This window comes from Ruegeria sp. AF8, assembly GCF_056541825.1.
The window spans coordinates 1,005,084-1,021,764 of sequence record NZ_JBQFYW010000001.1; the positions used below are offsets into that span (position 1 = coordinate 1,005,084).

A 16,681-nucleotide genomic window follows, 5' to 3' on the forward strand; every position below is an offset into this window, starting at 1 on the left:
GTCTCCTTACCGGTTCGCGCTATCACGCCGGGCATGGCAGAGCCAGAGGGGAAATTGCACAGACCTCTGTGCTAATCTGCAGAGGAAGTCTCGAATTGGGACATGATTTCACCAATCACTTTTTCCCAAAGTTCAGGGGGTTGTGCGCCGGGAACCGCGTGTTGATTGGCGACAATATAGGTGGGAACGGATTTGATGCCCATCTGTCGGGAATGTGTATCGCGATTGCGGATGTCTTCGCGGTCAGCGTCAGATTTCAGCAATTTGAGAACCACCGCCGCATCCATGCCGATACTGTCCGCGATATCGGCGAGGATTTCGTGATCGCCGATGTCGCGCGCGTCAACGAAATATGCGTCGAACAGGGCATCGACCGCCTCGTTCTGTTTGCCTTCGGTTCCGGCCCAATGAATCAGGCGGTGGGCATCCAGTGTATTGGGCGTGCGTTTCATATCCTCGAACTTGATGGACAGCCCGGCCTTCTCCGCGTGCTCGACCACTGGCGCATAGGCCCGGACGGCGCCGTCCTTGCCGCCGAACTTGCGTTCCAGATAGTCGCGCCGGTCCATGCCTTCATCGGGCATGTCCGGGTTAAGCTGAAAGGGATGCCATTCGATGACGAAGGGGTGATCCGGCCGCGCCGCCAGCGCCTTGTCCAGGTGGGTCTTGCCGATATAGCACCACGGGCAGATCGGGTCGGACAGGATATCAAGCTTGACGGTCTGTGTCATTCGGATGGTGCCTTGAAATAGGCCGGCAGGGCGCGGCGCAGGAGTTTGCCGTTGCCGCCCATCGGCAGGGCGGGCAAGTGGATGAAGGCACGGGGTTGTTTGTAGCGCGCCAGGTTAGCCTCCACATAGGTCCGCAGGGCCGCATCGTCCAGTTTTTCCGGCCCGGTGTAAAAGGCCGCGATCACGAATGTATCCTGTTTGACCTCGACTGCAGTGGCCCCGACCTGTGAGATGCCGGGAAATCGGGACAGAACGGCCTCGACTTCGACCGGCGAAACACGATAACCGCCCGCGTTCATCATGTCGTCGTCGCGGCCAAGATAGCAGATCTGCCCGTCGCTGGTCATCGAACCCTGATCTCCGGTCAGAAACCAGTCGCCGCGCATCCGGGCTTTGGCCTCATCCGGGGCATTCAGATAGGTCAGCATCAGGCCGGGATCGGATCGATGCACGGCGATTGTACCTTCTGTACCCTGCGGGACAGGTCCCTCCGGTCCCATGATGGCGACACGACGCCCCGGTTGTGGCCGGCCCAAAGCATCCCCGCTGGCCGGCGAGGCCGGGCTGGACGAGATGAAGGTGGAACATTCCGACATGCCGTAAGCTTCGTAAAGCTCGCTGCCGGTTGCACTCAGCCATTGCTCGTGTAGGGTGCGAGACAGCTTCTCGCCCGCGCAAAGCCCATGCCGCAAATCGGGCAGATCAAGTTGTGCATTCTCTTGCATCATCTTGCGATAAACGCCCGGTGCGGCAGCAAAAATAGTTGTGCGTGACTTCTTCAGAAATGCCGGAAGACTGGAAATTTCAGTGCCGGGTTCCGGGATCAGGGCGGTTGCTCCGATTGTCCAGGGGTCCATCAGCCCGGTCCCCAGCGTATAGGTCCAGTTGAATGCGCCGGCATGGCACAGACGGTCCCGTTCGGTCAGCCCATACCAGCCATCCACCATCATCTGCCGTGCCCAGATCGCCCGATGCGCATGGGCAACGGCGCGGGGGCTGCCCGAAGTGCCCGAGGTGTAGATGACATAGGCCAGACGTTCAGGATCGCCCATGTCATATTCCGCAGGCGGAAGGCTGCGCATGGCGATCAACTCGTCCAGACCGATCTGGCGCGGGTGCCCGGCGCAGGCGACAGCAGGGTCGCGCAGGATCGCGGCGGGCTGCAACTCGTCAATGATTCTGGCGGTTTCCACTTCGGTGAGTTGCGATGACGTCGGTACCGGTACGATCCCGGCGGCAATGGCGCCCAGGTAGGCTATTGGAAAATCGACCGTGTTTCCCAAACGCATCAGAACCAGATCGCCCGGTTTCACCCCGTTGGCAAGCAAACCAGAGGCCGTTCCCCGAATGGCGCTTTCGAGATCGGCAAAGCTCCAATCCAAGCTTCCGGAAGCATTCAGAACCGAAAGAGCGGTTTTACCGGGCTGCGCTCCGGCCCTGCGCATCACGTGAGCGGCAAGATTGAACGGGGCGGGGCAGGCGGGCGGTGGACCCTGATCAAAGGTTGACAACATGCCGAATGGCTAGCCCGCGACGCTCTGCGTTGCAAGCACACCTGACCGGCCCTATAGAAAAGGCATGAAAAACCGAGACCCCAAATCCCTCATCCGTATCGCGCGCGACAACGGCGCCGCGACCGAGGTGGAACCGCTTGATCTTGGCGCCCGCGTCAGAGAGTTGCGCAAAGCCCGCAACTGGACGCTGGAGCAGGCCGCAACTCAGGCCGGTCTGGCGCGATCCACTCTCAGCAAGATCGAGAACGGTCAGATGTCGCCGACTTATGATGCGTTGAAAAAGCTGGCCGTGGGATTGCAGATTTCAGTCCCTCAGCTGTTCACGCCTCCGCTGCGGGATCAGGTGATCGGGCGCATGTCCGTCACCAAATCGGGGGCCGGCACGGCGCATGCCACGGCGACATACGAACATGAACTGCTGGCCGATACACTGACCAAGAAGCAGATGCTGCCCTATCGCGCGCGCGTCCGTGCACGTTCGATGGAGGAATTTGACGGCTGGGTCCGCCACGACGGAGAGGAGTTTATGTATGTCCTCACCGGCGTGGTGCGGCTTTTTACCGAGTTCTACGAGCCGGTCGAAATGCGGCGTGGGGACAGCGCCTATTACGACGGCAGTATGGGGCACAACGTGATCTCGGTCAGCGACGAGGATGCCACGATTCTCTGGGTCACGTCATTGATGTGATCAGCTGTTCAGTTCACGACACAGTTTTTCAGTAAAGAGGAAATCTTCGAGCTCCTCATGGGCTTCGTTTATTGTCAGGTGGTGGCGTTCCGCCAAATAGGCCTCGAACCGGTGCCGGTCCTGCTTTACGAACGCCATGTCCTTGTCACGCAAATTGGGAAACCGCGTCTTGGCGCGGGCATAAGTCGTGGCCCAATCTTGCGTCAGGTCCGTCCAGGTCATCATGTGCGAGCTTTCCTAGTGAGTGTTGACGGAATGCTCCCCTCCCTCCATCAGGGTAAGGAATTTGATACTGCAATGCAGACTAGTCAAAATGTCGCACTTATTGGGGTTGATTCGTGGAAAAAAATTCGCCCGTCGCGGGAAAACCGCAACGGGCTGACGGACCTGACTTTGGAGTGAGTGGCGGCCGGTCCGCTATTTTTCATCAGCAAAAAGCCAATTCAACAGGATATGTCCGATGAAGACAGCAAGAATCTGCATCGAAACAAACATAACAATATGGTGAGGATAAATGCCTGCGAAGGTATCCGTAAACCCCCTAGCGACCGTAACTGCAGGATTTGCAAAGCTTGTTGACGATGTAAACCAATAAGCACCGGTAATGTAGAGCCCCACAAGTGGGGGGACGGCATCCGGTTTGTGCCGAATCCCGCCGAAAATAACAAAAAGCAAGCCGAGCGTGGCGATGATTTCGGAAAACCACTGATGCGGACCCGTCCGATGCATGGTTGTCGAGCTTTGGAGTATTGCCAGATCGAACATGAAATGCGCGGCCCAAACGCCGACTATGGCGCCAGCTAGCTGACACAACACGTACGGAGTGACATCGCGCCACTTGTGCTCTTTTCTCAACGCAAAGGCGATGGTGACCGCCGGGTTGAAATGCGCGCCTGAAACCGGCCCGAGCGTGGTAATGATTGCGTAGAGGATACAGCCCGTGGCGATGGCATTCGCAAGCAGGGCGAGCCCAACGTTTCCACCCGACAGGCTGTCGGCCATTATGCCCGAGCCGACCACGCCGATAAGCAGGAAAGCGGTGCCCAGAAATTCGGCAAAGTATGTGCGGGGGTTCATTGGATTTCTCCGATGCGCTTGAGGTGAATGGACAGCTCGGGTTCGCTCATTGTTTCGAACGGTAGGGCCAACAGCGCCGAGGCGCGGAGCGACAGGATGTCATAGGCATCGTCGAACGCGCGTTTCCAGTCCGGCTCGGCTGCCGCGGCAGGATCTTCGACGCCCCAGTGCGCGCGAATGGGCGCGCCGGGCCATACCGGGCAAGTTTCTTCTGCGGCCGAGCCGCAAACCGTAATGACGATATCCATTCGAGGCGAATTTTCGGTCGCGAACTCATCCCAGCTTTTCGACCGTGCGCCTGACGTGTCGTGCCCTTTTTCGGCAAGCAGGATCAGCGATTGCGGATGTACTTTTCCCGCAGGCGCAGAGCCTGCGGAATAGGCGTTCACACGACCGGTTCCCGATGTGTTCAGGATGGATTCGAGCAGGATCGACCTGGCAGAGTTGCCGGTGCAGAGAACGAGGATGTTCATCGCATTTTTCCTTGGTGAAGGGGTGTTGATTCAATCGAACGTCCGTCCGATTTTGTCGACCTCATGTTGCAATGAAATTCGGTCGAGTGTTTCGAAGGGCAAACTGACGAAGGCTGAGATGCGATTGCGCAACAGCCCATAGGCCTGTTGAAAAGCGAGATGTTTCTGGGCATCCGTGCCTTCGGTCTTGACCGGGTCCGGCAATCCCCAATGGGCGCTCATGGGTTGTCCCGGCCAGGCCGGGCAAGATTCGTTGGCGGCTTGGTCGCAGACGGTGAAAACGAAATCCATTTTCGGCGCGTCTTCGCAGGCGAACTCGTCCACACATTTCGAGCGCAACGATTGTGTGTCATAGCCTTTGCCGTCAAGCAGCTTTAAAACTTCAGCATGAGGGGTTTCTGATGGTGCTGTGCCCGCCGAAAAGGCGTTGAATAACCCTTTGCCTTCATTTTCCAGGATCGCTTCGGCCATGATCGAGCGTGCTGAATTTCCGGTGCAGATGAACAGCGCGTTAAGTACACGGGGTTTGTCCGACATCAGCGGTTCTCCCGACGGGGCAATGCAAAGGTCGGGGCGGTTCTGGCAGCAATTTCCAAGCAGGCCGGTGAACAAATCACGGACTTCCGACAAATTTGCGGTGTAGAAAATTGTGGTCCCTTCGCGGTTCTGTTCGATCAGACCCGCAGTTCTGAGCGCGTTGAGATAAGCGGAGGCCGTATTCGGCTTTAAACCCAACGCACTTGCGATATGCCCTGCAGGTACCGCGTCCGGATACCGGCGCATCAGCAGCCGGAACACTTCGAGCCTTTTAGGGTGGGCCAGAGCACTCAATTGATCGTGTAAATCTATTTCCATAATTCACGAAATACGGAAATAGAACGTCGCCGTCAATCCTCGTACCACCAGACATCGGGCATGTATTGCGGTCCGTCGCCATAGATCGGGATGTATTCGGGAAATTTCAGTTCATTAGCATGAGCGATGCGCCCGACATCAAAGTTCCAGATCGGGATGACATAGCGGCCCGATATCAACACGCGATCAAGCGCCCGGGTTGCGGCCAAAAAATCCTCGCGCGACTTTGCCGCCAGGATCGTGTCGATCATCGCATCGGCGGCAGGAGAGGACATGCCCATCAGGTTCCGCGTTCCGGGCAGATCGGCGCCCTGGCTGCCCCAATACAGGCGTTGCTCATTTCCCGGAGACAGCGACAAATCCCTCCGGAATGGGGTCATGTCGAAATCCAGATCAGCCACACGTCCTGCATATTGGGCATTGTCCACTTTCTCGGCGGTGACGCGGATTCCCAACCGTTCCAGCGCGCGGGCGAAAATCTCGATCACGGTCTGCATGTCGCTGTCGCCCTGACGGAGCAGAACCGTAAACTCGAAGGTTGCGCCGTCGGCGTTCGTCAGAACTCCATCCTTTACGGTCCAGCCTGCTTCGGCCAGCAAAGCAGCCGCATCGCGCAGGTTTTTTCGGTTCCGGGCCGAACCGTCGCTTTCGGGCAGGGCATACCCTTCCAAAGCGCCGGGCAGCAGATCGTCAGAGAATGGTGCCAGCAAATCGCGAACGGCGCCCGTCGCGGGGCCGGGCCGCATCGCCAGATCGGAGCCTGAGAAATAGGACGAGATCCGTTCCTGCGCGCCTCCGGTGATCGTGTCGTTGATATACTCGAAATTGAAAGCCAGCAGCAGCGCCTCGCGCACGCGCCAGTCGTCCATTGGCGCTTTGCGCGTATTCATGACAAGCCCGGTGATGCCGGACGGTTTGCCATGCGGGATTTCGGTTTTGACGGTGTCGCCGCGACGTATTGCCGGAAAGTCGTACTGGGTTTCCCATTTTTCTGCGTTGAATTCGCGTGCGGCAGTCAACTCGCCAGCCTTGAAAGCTTCGAAAAGCACGGTTTCATCGCCATAAAATTCGATCCGCAACTCATCAAAATTCATAGTGCCCCGCCGGAACGGCAAATCTTTGCCCCAATAGTTGGGGTTGCGTTTCAGCGTGACCTGCCGTCCGGCTTCGTAGTCCGATACGATATAGGGGCCGGTGCCGACAGGGATTTCCTGCAGGGAAGAGTTCGCGAAATCCTTGCCCGCCCACTGTTCCTTTTTGAGAATCGGGCGCAACCCGGCGATCAGCGCCAACTCCCGATCTTCCTCGTTGAATGTGATGCGGACGGATCGAGGGCCAGTCTGTTCGATACGGTCGATTTTGGACCACAACCCGCGATAGCGCAGATGCCCCGAGGTTCCCAGAGTCTCGTAGGACCAGATCACATCGTCGACCGAAACGGGGCTGCCATCCGAAAACTTCGCTTCTTCCCTAAGTGTGAATTCGACCCAGGACCGGTCGGGCGGCGTTTCAACTGATTCGGCCAAAAGTCCATAAAGTGTGAAGGGTTCGTCCCAGGATCGGCCCATCAGACCCTCGTAGGACCAGAACCGGATTTGCCAGGGAACGGTGCCTTTCTGGATGAAGGGATTGAGGCTGTCGAACCCGCCGGTGTTACCAAAAACGACACGGCCGCCTTTCGGCGCATTCGGATTCGCATAGGGGAGCGACACAAAATCCGGTGGCAGGGCAGGTTGCCCATACATAGCTATGCCATGAACCGATTCTGCGAGGACATTTCCGGCAGACAAAAAGACAGAGATTCCCGCAAGAAGCGGACGAATGGCGCGTAAATAATCTGGTCGCACTTTGGCAACAATCCTGCTCAAGCCTTATTTTCTTGGTGATCACCGTAGCGATGGTTTTCCATATTTTCAAACTTTTAGCTTGGATGCCGCAGGGGAATTGCGTATAAAGGAGTCACTGCTCGATAGGTTTCTTGCCTGTATGAAACCTGCCTCAATAACTTAACGCCCGCTTCGTGCGGGCGTTTTTTTGTCTGCGGCAAAGTCGAACTCCGGTGTGTTTCTCACGGTTTGCCGCAAGAAGCGGTGGCGCGTCATTGAATACGTTTCCCCGTTTTCTTTGCAGTTGCAGCATGGCACTCTGGATCACGACAATTTACGCAAACGGGAGAGCGACCATGTCCCTGTCGGGAAAAACTGCAATCATCACAGGTTCCAATTCCGGGATCGGGCTTGGCATCGCGCGGGAACTGGCCAAGGCAGGCGCCAACGTCGTGCTGAACTCGTTCACCGACCGGGAAGAAGATCATGCATTGGCGGCGCAAGTTGCTCAGGATACCGGGGTGAACGCCCGCTACATCAAGGCGGATATGTCAAACGGCGAAGAATGCCGGGCCCTGATCGAAGAGGCCGGAACCTGCGATATCCTGGTGAACAATGCCGGCATCCAGCATGTTGCGCCCATCGACACCTTTCCGGTGGAAAAATGGAACGCCATAATCGCGATCAACCTGAATTCGGCGTTTCACACCACGGCCGCCGCCCTACCGAAGATGCGGGAGGCGGGCTGGGGAAGGGTGGTCAATATCGCTTCGGCGCATGGCTTGACCGCGTCACCCTTCAAGGCGGCCTATATCGCGGCCAAACACGGCGTTGTGGGCCTGACGAAAACCGTCGCCCTGGAAACCGCGCAAGAACCGATCACCTGCAATGCGATTTGTCCCGGATATGTCCTGACGCCACTGGTCGAGGCGCAAATTCCGGATACGATGAAAGAATACGACATGAGCCGCGAGGACGTGATTAAGAACGTCATGCTCCTGCGTCAGCCTTCCAGGGAATTCGCGACCGTCGAGCAGCTTGGTGGCACCACGGCGTTTCTGTGTTCGGACGCCGCCGCCCAGATCACCGGAACCACGATTTCCGTCGATGGCGGGTGGACGGCGCTGTGAGCGTGGCAAGGCGGGCACTCGGCCTGGCTTTGCGCAAATACTGCAGAGCGGAGGGCGGGAGTTGAAACGGATCAATCTGGCACTTCAAGGGGGTGGTGCGCACGGGGCCTTTACCTGGGGCGTCCTTGACCGTCTGCTGGATGAAACCGATATAGAGATTGCCGCGATCACCGGCACTTCCGCGGGTGCACTGAACGGGGCCGCATTGAAAGCCGGATTGATCAAAGCCGGCCCCAAGGGCGCGCGCGAAACGCTGGACGGGTTGTGGAAACGAATGGGCGCAATTGGCGACATGCGGATTGCCCATTGGATGCGGGGCCTCGAACCGGCGCAGATCGCTCAGACGATCGAATATTCTGTCCCGTTTTCCGTTGCCGATGCCTGGTCGCGTATGGTGTCGCCCTATGCGTATGGTCCGTTCTATGTGAATCCGTTGGCTTCGGTTGTGGAGCAATTCGACTTTGATCAGGTTTGCGCCGAGGCAGGGCCGGATCTGTTTGTCTGCACGACATGCGTACGGACCGGCAAGATCCGGGTGTTTTCCGGCAGCGAAATTTCGACTGACGCAATATTGGCATCCGCCTGTTTGCCGAACCTGTTTCAGGCAATCGAAATTTATGATCCAGATACCGACAGGATGGAGGCGTATTGGGATGGCGGATACAGTGGAAATCCGGCGCTGTTTCCGCTTTTTTCCGACAGGCTGCCCGAGGACGTGGTCATCGTAAACATCAACCCGCTGGAACGTAGTGAAATTCCCCGAACCCCGCAACAGATCCAGAACAGGATCAACGAAATCAGCTTCAACTCGTCCCTGCTGCGGGAATTGCGGGCAATCAATTTTGTGCAACGGCTGTTGCGGCAGGGAAAACTCAAAAAGGAAGAAATGAAGCGGGTGCTGATCCACATGATCGCCGATGACGAACTGATGAACAGCCTTTCGGTTGCCACGAAACTGGTGCCAACGCCGGTTATCCTGAACCGTTTGAAAAACGCCGGACGGGTGGCCGCCGACCGGTTCCTGCGTGACAACAAGGATGATCTGGGCGAACGCAGCACCGTCGATCTGCCCACGATGTTCGGTTGATCACTCCGGTGGTCGGCTCGGGTTTTTTTCGTTGGGATAGACCAGGCCTGCCGAAATCACCAGTTTCGCGGCATCCTCGATTGTCATGTCGAGGATGATCACGTCCGAGGCAGGGAAGAACAGCAGAAAACCGGATGTCGGGTTCGGCGTCGTCGGAAGGAATACGCTATACAGCTCTTCGCCCGCGCTTGTCCGCTTGGATATTTCGCCCTTCGCAGTGGTCGAAACAAAGCCGATGGCCCATATGCCCCGGCGCGGGTATTCGATAAGGCAGGCCTTTTCGAACGAGCGCTCGGTCTGCGCAAAGACCGTTTCAGATATCTGTTTGATCCCGGAATAGACCGAACGAACAACCGGCATCCGTGCCACCAGTTGTTCGGCAAAGTGAATCAGGGACCGGCCCAGAATGCCTTTGGCGATCCAACCGACGATGATCGTGAAGATCAGAAAGAAGATGACGCCGACGCCGCGCAGGTTGATACCGATATACTGCTCGGGCCGGAATTGATGCGGAACAAGCGGCAGAACGGCGCTGTCGATCCAGCCGACGACCGACAGGATCAGCCAGGCGGTCAGCCACACAGGCGCAATGACGACGATCCCGGTCAGAAATGACGCCCGCAGTCTTGCAAACAGACCGGGGCGACGGTGCGGTTCTTCGTCAAAGGGTGTGTTCATTGCAGTCTCTGGTATTTCGCTGATCTAGTTAGGCAGTTTGCCGCGGGCGTACAATAGCGCCGGGCAACAATTCCATCACAGCTTGCCCAGACCTGACAGCGATTGTGCGATTTTGGCGGCCAATCGGGCGTTGTTTCGGACAAGGGCGATGTTCGCGGTCAAAGATCGCCCCTCGGTCTGTTCGAGAATCCGTTGCAGAAGATATGGCGTCACCGCTTTCCCGGTGATCTCGTTTGCGTCGGCATCCGCCTGCGCCGCCGCGATGATTGGTGCCAGTTCAGCGGCGGGAATTTCGTGCTCGGTCGGGATCGGGTTGGCGACAAGCTGCCCGCCGGGCAGACCCAATGCCCGGCGCGTGGCATGCGCACGTGCAATCTCGTCGGCGCTGTCCATCCGCAGGGGTGCGGAATATGGGGATTGCGCCGACCAGAAGGCCGGGAAAGCATCCTGGCCTTGGGCGATCACCGGGACGCCGAGTGTTTCCAGAACCTCCAGAGTCTTGGCCAGATCCAGAATGGCCTTGGCCCCGGCCGCCACGACAGTGACGGGCGTTTGCGCCAACTCGTGCAGATCCGCGGAAATGTCGAAAGAAGTCTCGGCTCCGAGATGCACGCCTCCGATACCGCCGGTCGCGAACACGTCGATGCCCGCGAAATGCGCTGCAATCATTGTCGCGGCCACGGTGGTGGCTCCGGTTCTGCCGGACGCGATACAGGCGGCCATGTCAGCGCGCGAGATTTTGGCGACACCCTGAGCCTGACCCAGCGCGTTCAACTGCTCCGGTTCGAGCCCGACGTGCAGCCGTCCTTCGATCACGGCGATGGTGGCGGGGACGGCACCGGCATCGCGGATGTCCTGCTCGACCTGGGCAGCCACCTCGATGTTCCGGGGATAGGGCATCCCGTGGGTGATGATGGTGCTTTCAAGGGCGACGATGGGCTGGCCCGTATCCTTGGCGGTGCGGACTTCTGTGGAATACTGCAGGTCGATCACAGTGGTGTTTCTCCGGAAACGTATGTTGCGGCGGCGCGCAGGGCGCGGGTCAGAGCCTCGCCCCCGGACGCGCCGTTGGCCTCGGCGGCGATGTGGGCCGCCATGAATGTATCGCCCGCACCTGTCACGCGGGTGACAAGCACTGGTGGAGGCGTCTGGATCAGAATGCCGTCGGCTGTGGTCATGGCGGCCGGGTTGCCGCCATCCGTGACAAGGGCGCGCAACGCGCCGCGGTCAAGCAGGCCCTGGGCGGCACTTTCGGAATCGACGAATTCGCGCTGGCACAACAGGCTTGCTTCTTCGAGATTGACATACAATGTCGCACGGCCGTGTTGAAGGAAAGGCAGCAGCCGTTCGGCCTTGCCGGGAGAGGCCGGGGCCACCCGCAGGTCGGCTCGCGCGAATGCCGGGCTTTTCGCGATCTCCTCCAACAGCGAGAGTGTCAGGTTGCCGTCCAGGGCGACCAATCCGCCAAATGGCGCGTTTTCGGTTCCCAGCGGGCCGTGGACAAGCGGGTGCAAAATCTTGGCGCCCGCTGCTTCCAGAGAGTGCGCATCGGCAATGGCCGCGATCAATCCATTGGCGCCTTCGACGGCCATGTACCTGTCGGTTGGCAGGTCGTCGGAGCGGTAAATATGATCTGTTGTCATGCCCAGGCGGGCGCAGGAGGCGGTCAGTTCGTCGCCTTCGGGATCGCGGCCGATGGCGGTCAGCAATGTCGGTGTCATCCCGAACCGCACCAGCGTCATCGCGATGTTCATCGCAACGCCTCCGGGCAGGCGCGTGATCCGCCCTGGTACATCCGATCCTTGCCGCATATGGCTGGCGGACCGGCCAATCACGTCCCACAGGACTGAGCCGATGCAAAGAATGTCGGAATTCTGAGTCATGTGGCTGTCATGCCGCAGAGAACAAGGTCGTGCAAGCGGGAAGGTTCGCGTTCACGCCATCGCGCCGGTCAGCGACCTGAGCTTTGCCAGTGGATCGTCGGCGGTCCAGATTTCGTCTCCGATGCCAAAGAAATCGGTATGAGGTGCAAGGTCGCGCACGATCTCTTCGGTCAGGCCGCCCTCGGCCACCACGGGTACCTCGATCATCTGCGACCACCATTCGAACAGCTCTGATTCCGCGATCGACCCGTCGCCCAGGGATGACTGCCCGACCGGGCCAAAAGCCACATAGTCCGCACCGGCTTCGCCTGCGGTCATGCCGTCATGGCGCGAGGTGCCGCAAAAGCTGCCCACAATCGCATCCGTGCCCAGTTCCTTGCGGGCGGCGCGGATCGAGCGGTGGGCATCGTCCAGATGAACCCCATCCAGCCCAAGCCGCTGCGCCAGCAGGACATGGTTGGAAATCACCAGAGCAATATCACGGGCATGTGCGACCTCGCGGCAGGCATCGGCTGCGCGCGCGATCTGATCTTCATCCTTGCCGGCCAGTGCCAGCCGGATGCAGGCGATTTCCGCACCATCCAGAACCCGAGCCAGCTTTTCGGGAAAGCTGCGCAACTCGATTGACGGGGGGGTGATGAGATAGATCTGCGGCTGCTCGGGGGTATCCATAGCTGCGTCCTTGGCTGGGTCTTTTGCGCGGTTTAGCGGATTGTGCCGGGGAAGCAAACTTTTATGGGCTTATGGCCCCGAATTGCGGACGCAAGGCAAGGCGATGCCTTGCCCTGCGTATTCAGGAGGATTACAGCAGGCGGGATTTTCGGAGTAGCAGATGCCCAGCGACCAACCTCAGCCCTCATTCGTCCTTGTGCGCCCGCAAATGGGCGAAAACATCGGCGCTGCAGCCCGCGCGATGTGGAATTTCGGACTGGACCGGATGCGGATCGTGGCTCCGCGCGACGGCTGGCCCAACCCAAAGGCGGTGGCCATGTCCAGCGGTGCCGGACGACTGCTGGACGAGGCACAGCTTTTCGACGATCTGGCGGGCGCGCTGTCGGATCGGACCTTCGTGTTCGCGACGACCGCCCGGCAAAGGGGACTGACCAAACCCGTCTACAGCCCCGAACGCGCCATGCAGATCGCCGTAGAAAAAATAGCGGCGGGCGAACAGGTTGCGGTGTTGTTCGGCCCAGAACGGGCAGGGCTGGAAAACGAGGATATCGCCAGGGCCAACGCCATCATTTCGGTGCCGGTCAACCCGGAATACGCCTCGCTCAACCTCGGGCAATGCGTGTTGCTGACGGCCTATGAGTGGATGCGTCAGAGCGGCGAGGTGGTGCACGAGGCCACCGATCTGGGCAAGGGCGACTGGGCGACCGGCGTAGAGGTTGAAAAACTGGTCGAACATTATGAAGAGCGACTGGAGCAGGCCGGGTTCTTTTACCCCCCGGAAAAGGCGGATGGCATGAAGGTCAACCTTCGCAATCTGTGGTCGCGGATGCGGATGACGCGGGCGGATGTTCAGATGCTGCACGGTATCATGCGGCAGATGGTCCGGTGGAAGGAAAAAGGCTGACACTGGACCTGCGGGCCGGTCGGCCCTAGCTTGCGTGGAAATTCAGATCAAGAGGATGGCATGAGCGGCAAGCGCAGCATCTTTGAAGAAGTATCGGGGGACCGGAAACAAGACGCCGTCCAGCCCGGTATGATCGACCGTGGACAGGGCGGCGCGCGGCGCGGTATCCGGCTGTGGCTGATGGTGCTGTTTGCCCTGGTCGTGGCGATGATCGTGGTCGGCGGCCTGACGCGCCTGACCGACAGTGGCCTTTCGATCACCGAATGGCGTCCGCTGACCGGGGCCGTTCCGCCGACAAGCGAAGACGAATGGCAGGCCGAGTTCGACAAATACAAACAAATCGACCAGTGGCGCATTCAGAACCAGTGGATGGAGCTTGACGATTTCAAGTCGATCTATTGGTGGGAATGGGGCCACCGCCAACTGGGCCGTGCGGTCGGCCTTGTCTGGGCTATCGGGTTCCTCGGCTTTCTGCTGGCACGCAAGATACCCGCAGGCTGGACAGGTCGCCTGTTGCTTCCGGGTGTGCTTGGCGGCATCCAGGGCGCAGTCGGCTGGTGGATGGTGGCCTCGGGCGTGACGCAGGGCGAAGGCATGACCTCGGTCGCAAGCTACCGGCTTGCCACCCATCTGGGGCTGGCCTTTGTCATCCTCGGTTTTCTGGCGTGGTATATCTATATGCTGGGCCGGCAGGAGCGTGACCTGATGCAGGCCCGCCGCGCGAAAGAGGCGAAATTGTTCTCGCTGGCAACGGGGTTGATGCATTTCGCGTTTCTGCAAGTCCTGATCGGCGCCTTCGTGGCGGGTATCGACGCGGGCCGGTCCTTTACCGACTGGCCCCTGATCGGCGGACAGGTGCTGCCGCCCGACGCGGCCGCGCTGGAACCGATGTGGCGCAACTTTTTCGAAAGCCCCGGAATGGTGCAGTTCATCCACCGGTGCGTCGGCTATTTTCTGTGGATTTTCGCATTGTTCGTTTGGCTGCGGGGGCGTTCCAGCGCCCATCCGGCCACGCGGTTTGCCTTTCGCGCGGCCTTTGCGGCGCTGTCGGTTCAGGTGGTTTTGGGAATCGCAACCGTCCTTTATGGCGCGCCCTGGCAAATCGCGATACTTCATCAGCTTTTGGCCGTACTCGTCTGGGCGCTTGTTCTTCGGGCCCGGTTCCTGTCGGCCTATCCCATTGTAACCTCAATCCGTGGAGCCTGACCCTCATGACTGCCTATGACGAATTGATGGCCTTTCAACGCGAAACCTCTGCCCTGGGGCAGATTGCGGGGCGTCTTGGCTGGGATCAGGAAACGATGATGCCGCGCGGTGCTTCGGTTCAGCGCGGCGAGGAAATGGCCGCGATCGAGGCGGTTCTGCACACCCGCCGTTCGGATCCGCGTGTCGGCGACTGGCTTGAGCGGGCCGAAGCAGCTTGCGACGTGAGCGCGGCGCAGTTGCGCGAAATTCGCCGCGCGTTCGACCGGGCCGGAAAGGTGCCCGCCGATCTGGCCAAGGCGATTGCCCGCGTGACATCGCAGGCGCAGGGGAAATGGGCGCAGGCCCGCTCCGACGAGGATGTCGCAGCGTTTCTTCCCGTTCTGGAAGAGGTCGTTTCCTTAAAAAGACAGGAAGGCGCGGCCCTGGCACAGGGTGGCGACGTCTATGATGCTTTGATCGAGGATTACGAACCCTACACGACTAGTGCACAGATCAGCGCGATTTTCGATGCGATGCGCCCCAGGCTGGTCGCCCTGCGGGTAGCGGTGCTGGACCAGCCAATTCCCAAGGGTGTTTCCGGCATCTTCGATGAACGGATACAAATGCAGTTGTCGCAGAAACTGGCCGTGACATTCGGCTATGACCTCAGCCGCGGGCGGGTCGACAAGGCGGTGCACCCGTTCAGTTCAGGAAGCGGGTCGGACGTAAGGATAACGACGCGCACGTCCCAGACGGACCCATTCAACTGCTTCTATTCCACTATTCACGAAGTCGGCCACGCCGCTTATGAACAAGGGATTGACGAAGCTTATGCGCTGACGCCGCTAGGGCGGGGCGTGTCGATGGGTGTGCACGAAAGCCAGAGCCGCATCTATGAGAACCAGCTTGGCCGCTCCCGCGCGTTCACGGGTTGGCTGTTTGCGCAGATGACCGAAGCCTTCGGAGATTTCGGCATCGCGACGCCGGATGAATTCTATTCGGCGGTGAACCGCGTGGACAACGGCTTTATTCGTACGGAAGCCGATGAGGTTCAGTACAACCTGCATATCATGATGCGATTTGACCTCGAACGCGCCTTGATGAGCGGGGATTTGCAGGTTGCCGATCTGGAAGCGGCCTGGAATGACCGGTTCAACACGGATTTCGGCTTTGCGGTCGACAGGCCATCGAACGGATGTTTGCAGGACGTACACTGGTCAGTCGGGCTGTTCGGCTATTTTCCGACTTATTCGCTCGGTAACGTCTATGCCGGATGCCTTCACGACGCGTTGAGGGCCGCGGTGCCGGAATTGGATTCGAAACTGGCCGAAGGGGATACCAGTGGCGCAACAGGCTGGCTGCGTGACAATCTGCAACGCCATGGCGGTCTCTATGCGCCGCGCGAGACCATCGAACGCGCCAGCGGTCACAAGCCCGGACCGGAACCGTTGCTGAGTTACCTGGAAACAAAGTTCCAAGAGCTTTATGGCCTGTAGCCACATTGGCGGGGACGCTGCCTCCGCCGGGAAGCCGGGATATTGATACTGGCTGAGAGGACGCTCTCAGCTCAGCGCGGAACGCATTCCATGTCGCGCCCGTCAGAGCGTGCAACGCTCAGGTTTCCGTTGGCAATCCTCTCGACCCGCCGTTCGTCACCATAACCATCCGAGGTGAGGCGACCGGCGGGACTCAGCGTGTATTCCGCCGTGACCGTCTTGCCGCGCACAACCGCAGAATAAGGAATGGACGACGCATCCGCTGCCACATCCGAAACGATCCATTCAAGGGGCGTTTCGCCCATCACGCAGTCGAAGTGCCGGCCACGGATTGCTTCGATCAAATCAGTTCCCAGCAATTCTTCGGCTTGGGCAGGGATGGCGGAAATAGCAGAAAATACGATGGTCGGAAGGATCAGGTGTTTCATCATGCTCTCGAACAAGGCAATGAGCGGCGCAAGCGCCGCTCATTTCACAGATAC

18 protein-coding genes are annotated in these 16,681 nt (G+C 59.2%); 6 read left to right on the top strand and 12 right to left on the bottom strand.

From position 1 onward, the window contains the following. Positions 1-71: 71 nt before the first annotated feature. Both ACR0AO_RS05105 and ACR0AO_RS05110 read right to left on the bottom strand, forming a co-directional pair. Positions 72-731: a DsbA family oxidoreductase gene (locus tag ACR0AO_RS05105; protein ID WP_480600631.1), complete on the bottom strand. Its 660-nt coding sequence runs from the start codon at positions 729-731 to the stop codon at positions 72-74. Then, complete coding sequence (locus ACR0AO_RS05110) at positions 728-2,245, bottom strand: class I adenylate-forming enzyme family protein (protein ID WP_480600634.1); 1,518 nt, start codon at positions 2,243-2,245, stop codon at positions 728-730. Before ACR0AO_RS05110 ends, ACR0AO_RS05105 begins: the two co-directional genes overlap by 4 nt. 64 nt (positions 2,246-2,309) lie before the next feature. Here ACR0AO_RS05110 and ACR0AO_RS05115 point away from each other — a divergent pair, with 64 nt between their 5' ends. Beyond that, a complete protein-coding gene (locus tag ACR0AO_RS05115; RefSeq protein WP_480600637.1) occupies positions 2,310-2,933 on the top strand; it encodes a helix-turn-helix domain-containing protein in 624 nt (207 codons plus the stop codon). Here the strand turns inward: ACR0AO_RS05115 and ACR0AO_RS05120 are convergent, their stop codons facing one another. The 5 genes from ACR0AO_RS05120 to ACR0AO_RS05140 form a co-directional block, all read right to left on the bottom strand. Further along, positions 2,934-3,158 (bottom strand): hypothetical protein, encoded by a 225-nt coding sequence (locus tag ACR0AO_RS05120; RefSeq protein ID WP_480600639.1) that lies wholly within the window; start codon positions 3,156-3,158, stop codon positions 2,934-2,936. It abuts the gene before it with no gap. Between the two features lie 192 nt (positions 3,159-3,350). Beyond that, the gene (locus tag ACR0AO_RS05125) at positions 3,351-4,010 is read right to left on the bottom strand and encodes an MIP/aquaporin family protein (protein WP_480600642.1); all 660 of its coding nucleotides are present in this window, start codon (positions 4,008-4,010) and stop codon (positions 3,351-3,353) included. Beyond that, positions 4,007-4,483, bottom strand: coding sequence for an arsenate reductase ArsC (locus tag ACR0AO_RS05130; RefSeq protein ID WP_480600644.1), 477 nt, complete (start codon positions 4,481-4,483; stop codon positions 4,007-4,009). The genes ACR0AO_RS05125 and ACR0AO_RS05130 overlap by 4 nt, the downstream gene beginning before the upstream one ends. A gap of 30 nt (positions 4,484-4,513) precedes the next feature. Beyond that, a complete protein-coding gene (locus ACR0AO_RS05135) occupies positions 4,514-5,338 on the bottom strand; it encodes a metalloregulator ArsR/SmtB family transcription factor (RefSeq protein WP_480600646.1) in 825 nt (274 codons plus the stop codon). A 32-nt stretch (positions 5,339-5,370) separates the two neighbouring features. After that, on the bottom strand, positions 5,371-7,185 hold the full coding sequence (locus ACR0AO_RS05140) for an extracellular solute-binding protein (RefSeq protein WP_480600877.1): 1,815 nt from the start codon (positions 7,183-7,185) through the stop codon (positions 5,371-5,373). Between the two features lie 335 nt (positions 7,186-7,520). Between ACR0AO_RS05140 and ACR0AO_RS05145 the strand changes: the two genes are divergently transcribed. Beyond that, the gene (locus ACR0AO_RS05145) at positions 7,521-8,294 is read left to right on the top strand and encodes a 3-hydroxybutyrate dehydrogenase (protein ID WP_480600649.1); all 774 of its coding nucleotides are present in this window, start codon (positions 7,521-7,523) and stop codon (positions 8,292-8,294) included. Positions 8,295-8,355: 61 nt separating this feature from the next. After that, positions 8,356-9,381, top strand: coding sequence for a patatin-like phospholipase family protein (locus ACR0AO_RS05150; protein WP_480600651.1), 1,026 nt, complete (start codon positions 8,356-8,358; stop codon positions 9,379-9,381). Here the strand turns inward: ACR0AO_RS05150 and ACR0AO_RS05155 are convergent, their stop codons facing one another. The 4 genes from ACR0AO_RS05155 to ACR0AO_RS05170 form a co-directional block, all read right to left on the bottom strand. Further along, positions 9,382-10,059, bottom strand: a complete 678-nt coding sequence (locus ACR0AO_RS05155; protein WP_480600653.1) for a DUF502 domain-containing protein — start codon at positions 10,057-10,059, stop codon at positions 9,382-9,384. Between the two features lie 75 nt (positions 10,060-10,134). Further along, positions 10,135-11,052 carry a pseudouridine-5'-phosphate glycosidase gene (locus ACR0AO_RS05160; RefSeq protein ID WP_480600655.1) on the bottom strand — a complete coding sequence of 306 codons (918 nt, stop codon included), beginning with the start codon at positions 11,050-11,052 and terminating at the stop codon, positions 10,135-10,137. Next, entirely contained in the window at positions 11,049-11,942 is an 894-nt protein-coding gene (locus ACR0AO_RS05165) for a PfkB family carbohydrate kinase (RefSeq protein ID WP_480600657.1), read from the bottom strand. The genes ACR0AO_RS05160 and ACR0AO_RS05165 overlap by 4 nt, the downstream gene beginning before the upstream one ends. Positions 11,943-11,993: 51 nt before the next feature. Further along, the gene (locus ACR0AO_RS05170) at positions 11,994-12,614 is read right to left on the bottom strand and encodes a thiamine phosphate synthase (RefSeq protein WP_480600660.1); all 621 of its coding nucleotides are present in this window, start codon (positions 12,612-12,614) and stop codon (positions 11,994-11,996) included. Between the two features lie 160 nt (positions 12,615-12,774). Here ACR0AO_RS05170 and ACR0AO_RS05175 point away from each other — a divergent pair, with 160 nt between their 5' ends. From ACR0AO_RS05175 to ACR0AO_RS05185, 3 genes are read left to right on the top strand one after another with little or no spacing between them, the layout of a single operon-like run. Next, on the top strand, positions 12,775-13,518 hold the full coding sequence (locus ACR0AO_RS05175; RefSeq protein WP_480600663.1) for an RNA methyltransferase: 744 nt from the start codon (positions 12,775-12,777) through the stop codon (positions 13,516-13,518). A 60-nt stretch (positions 13,519-13,578) separates the two neighbouring features. Next, positions 13,579-14,724 (top strand): heme A synthase, encoded by a 1,146-nt coding sequence (ctaA, locus tag ACR0AO_RS05180; protein ID WP_480600665.1) that lies wholly within the window; start codon positions 13,579-13,581, stop codon positions 14,722-14,724. A gap of 5 nt (positions 14,725-14,729) precedes the next feature. Continuing rightward, complete coding sequence (locus tag ACR0AO_RS05185) at positions 14,730-16,199, top strand: carboxypeptidase M32 (RefSeq protein WP_480600667.1); 1,470 nt, start codon at positions 14,730-14,732, stop codon at positions 16,197-16,199. A 71-nt stretch (positions 16,200-16,270) separates the two neighbouring features. Here ACR0AO_RS05185 and ACR0AO_RS05190 read toward each other — a convergent pair whose 3' ends face one another. Further along, the gene (locus ACR0AO_RS05190) at positions 16,271-16,627 is read right to left on the bottom strand and encodes a hypothetical protein (protein ID WP_480600669.1); all 357 of its coding nucleotides are present in this window, start codon (positions 16,625-16,627) and stop codon (positions 16,271-16,273) included. Between the last annotated feature and the right edge of the window lie 54 nt (positions 16,628-16,681).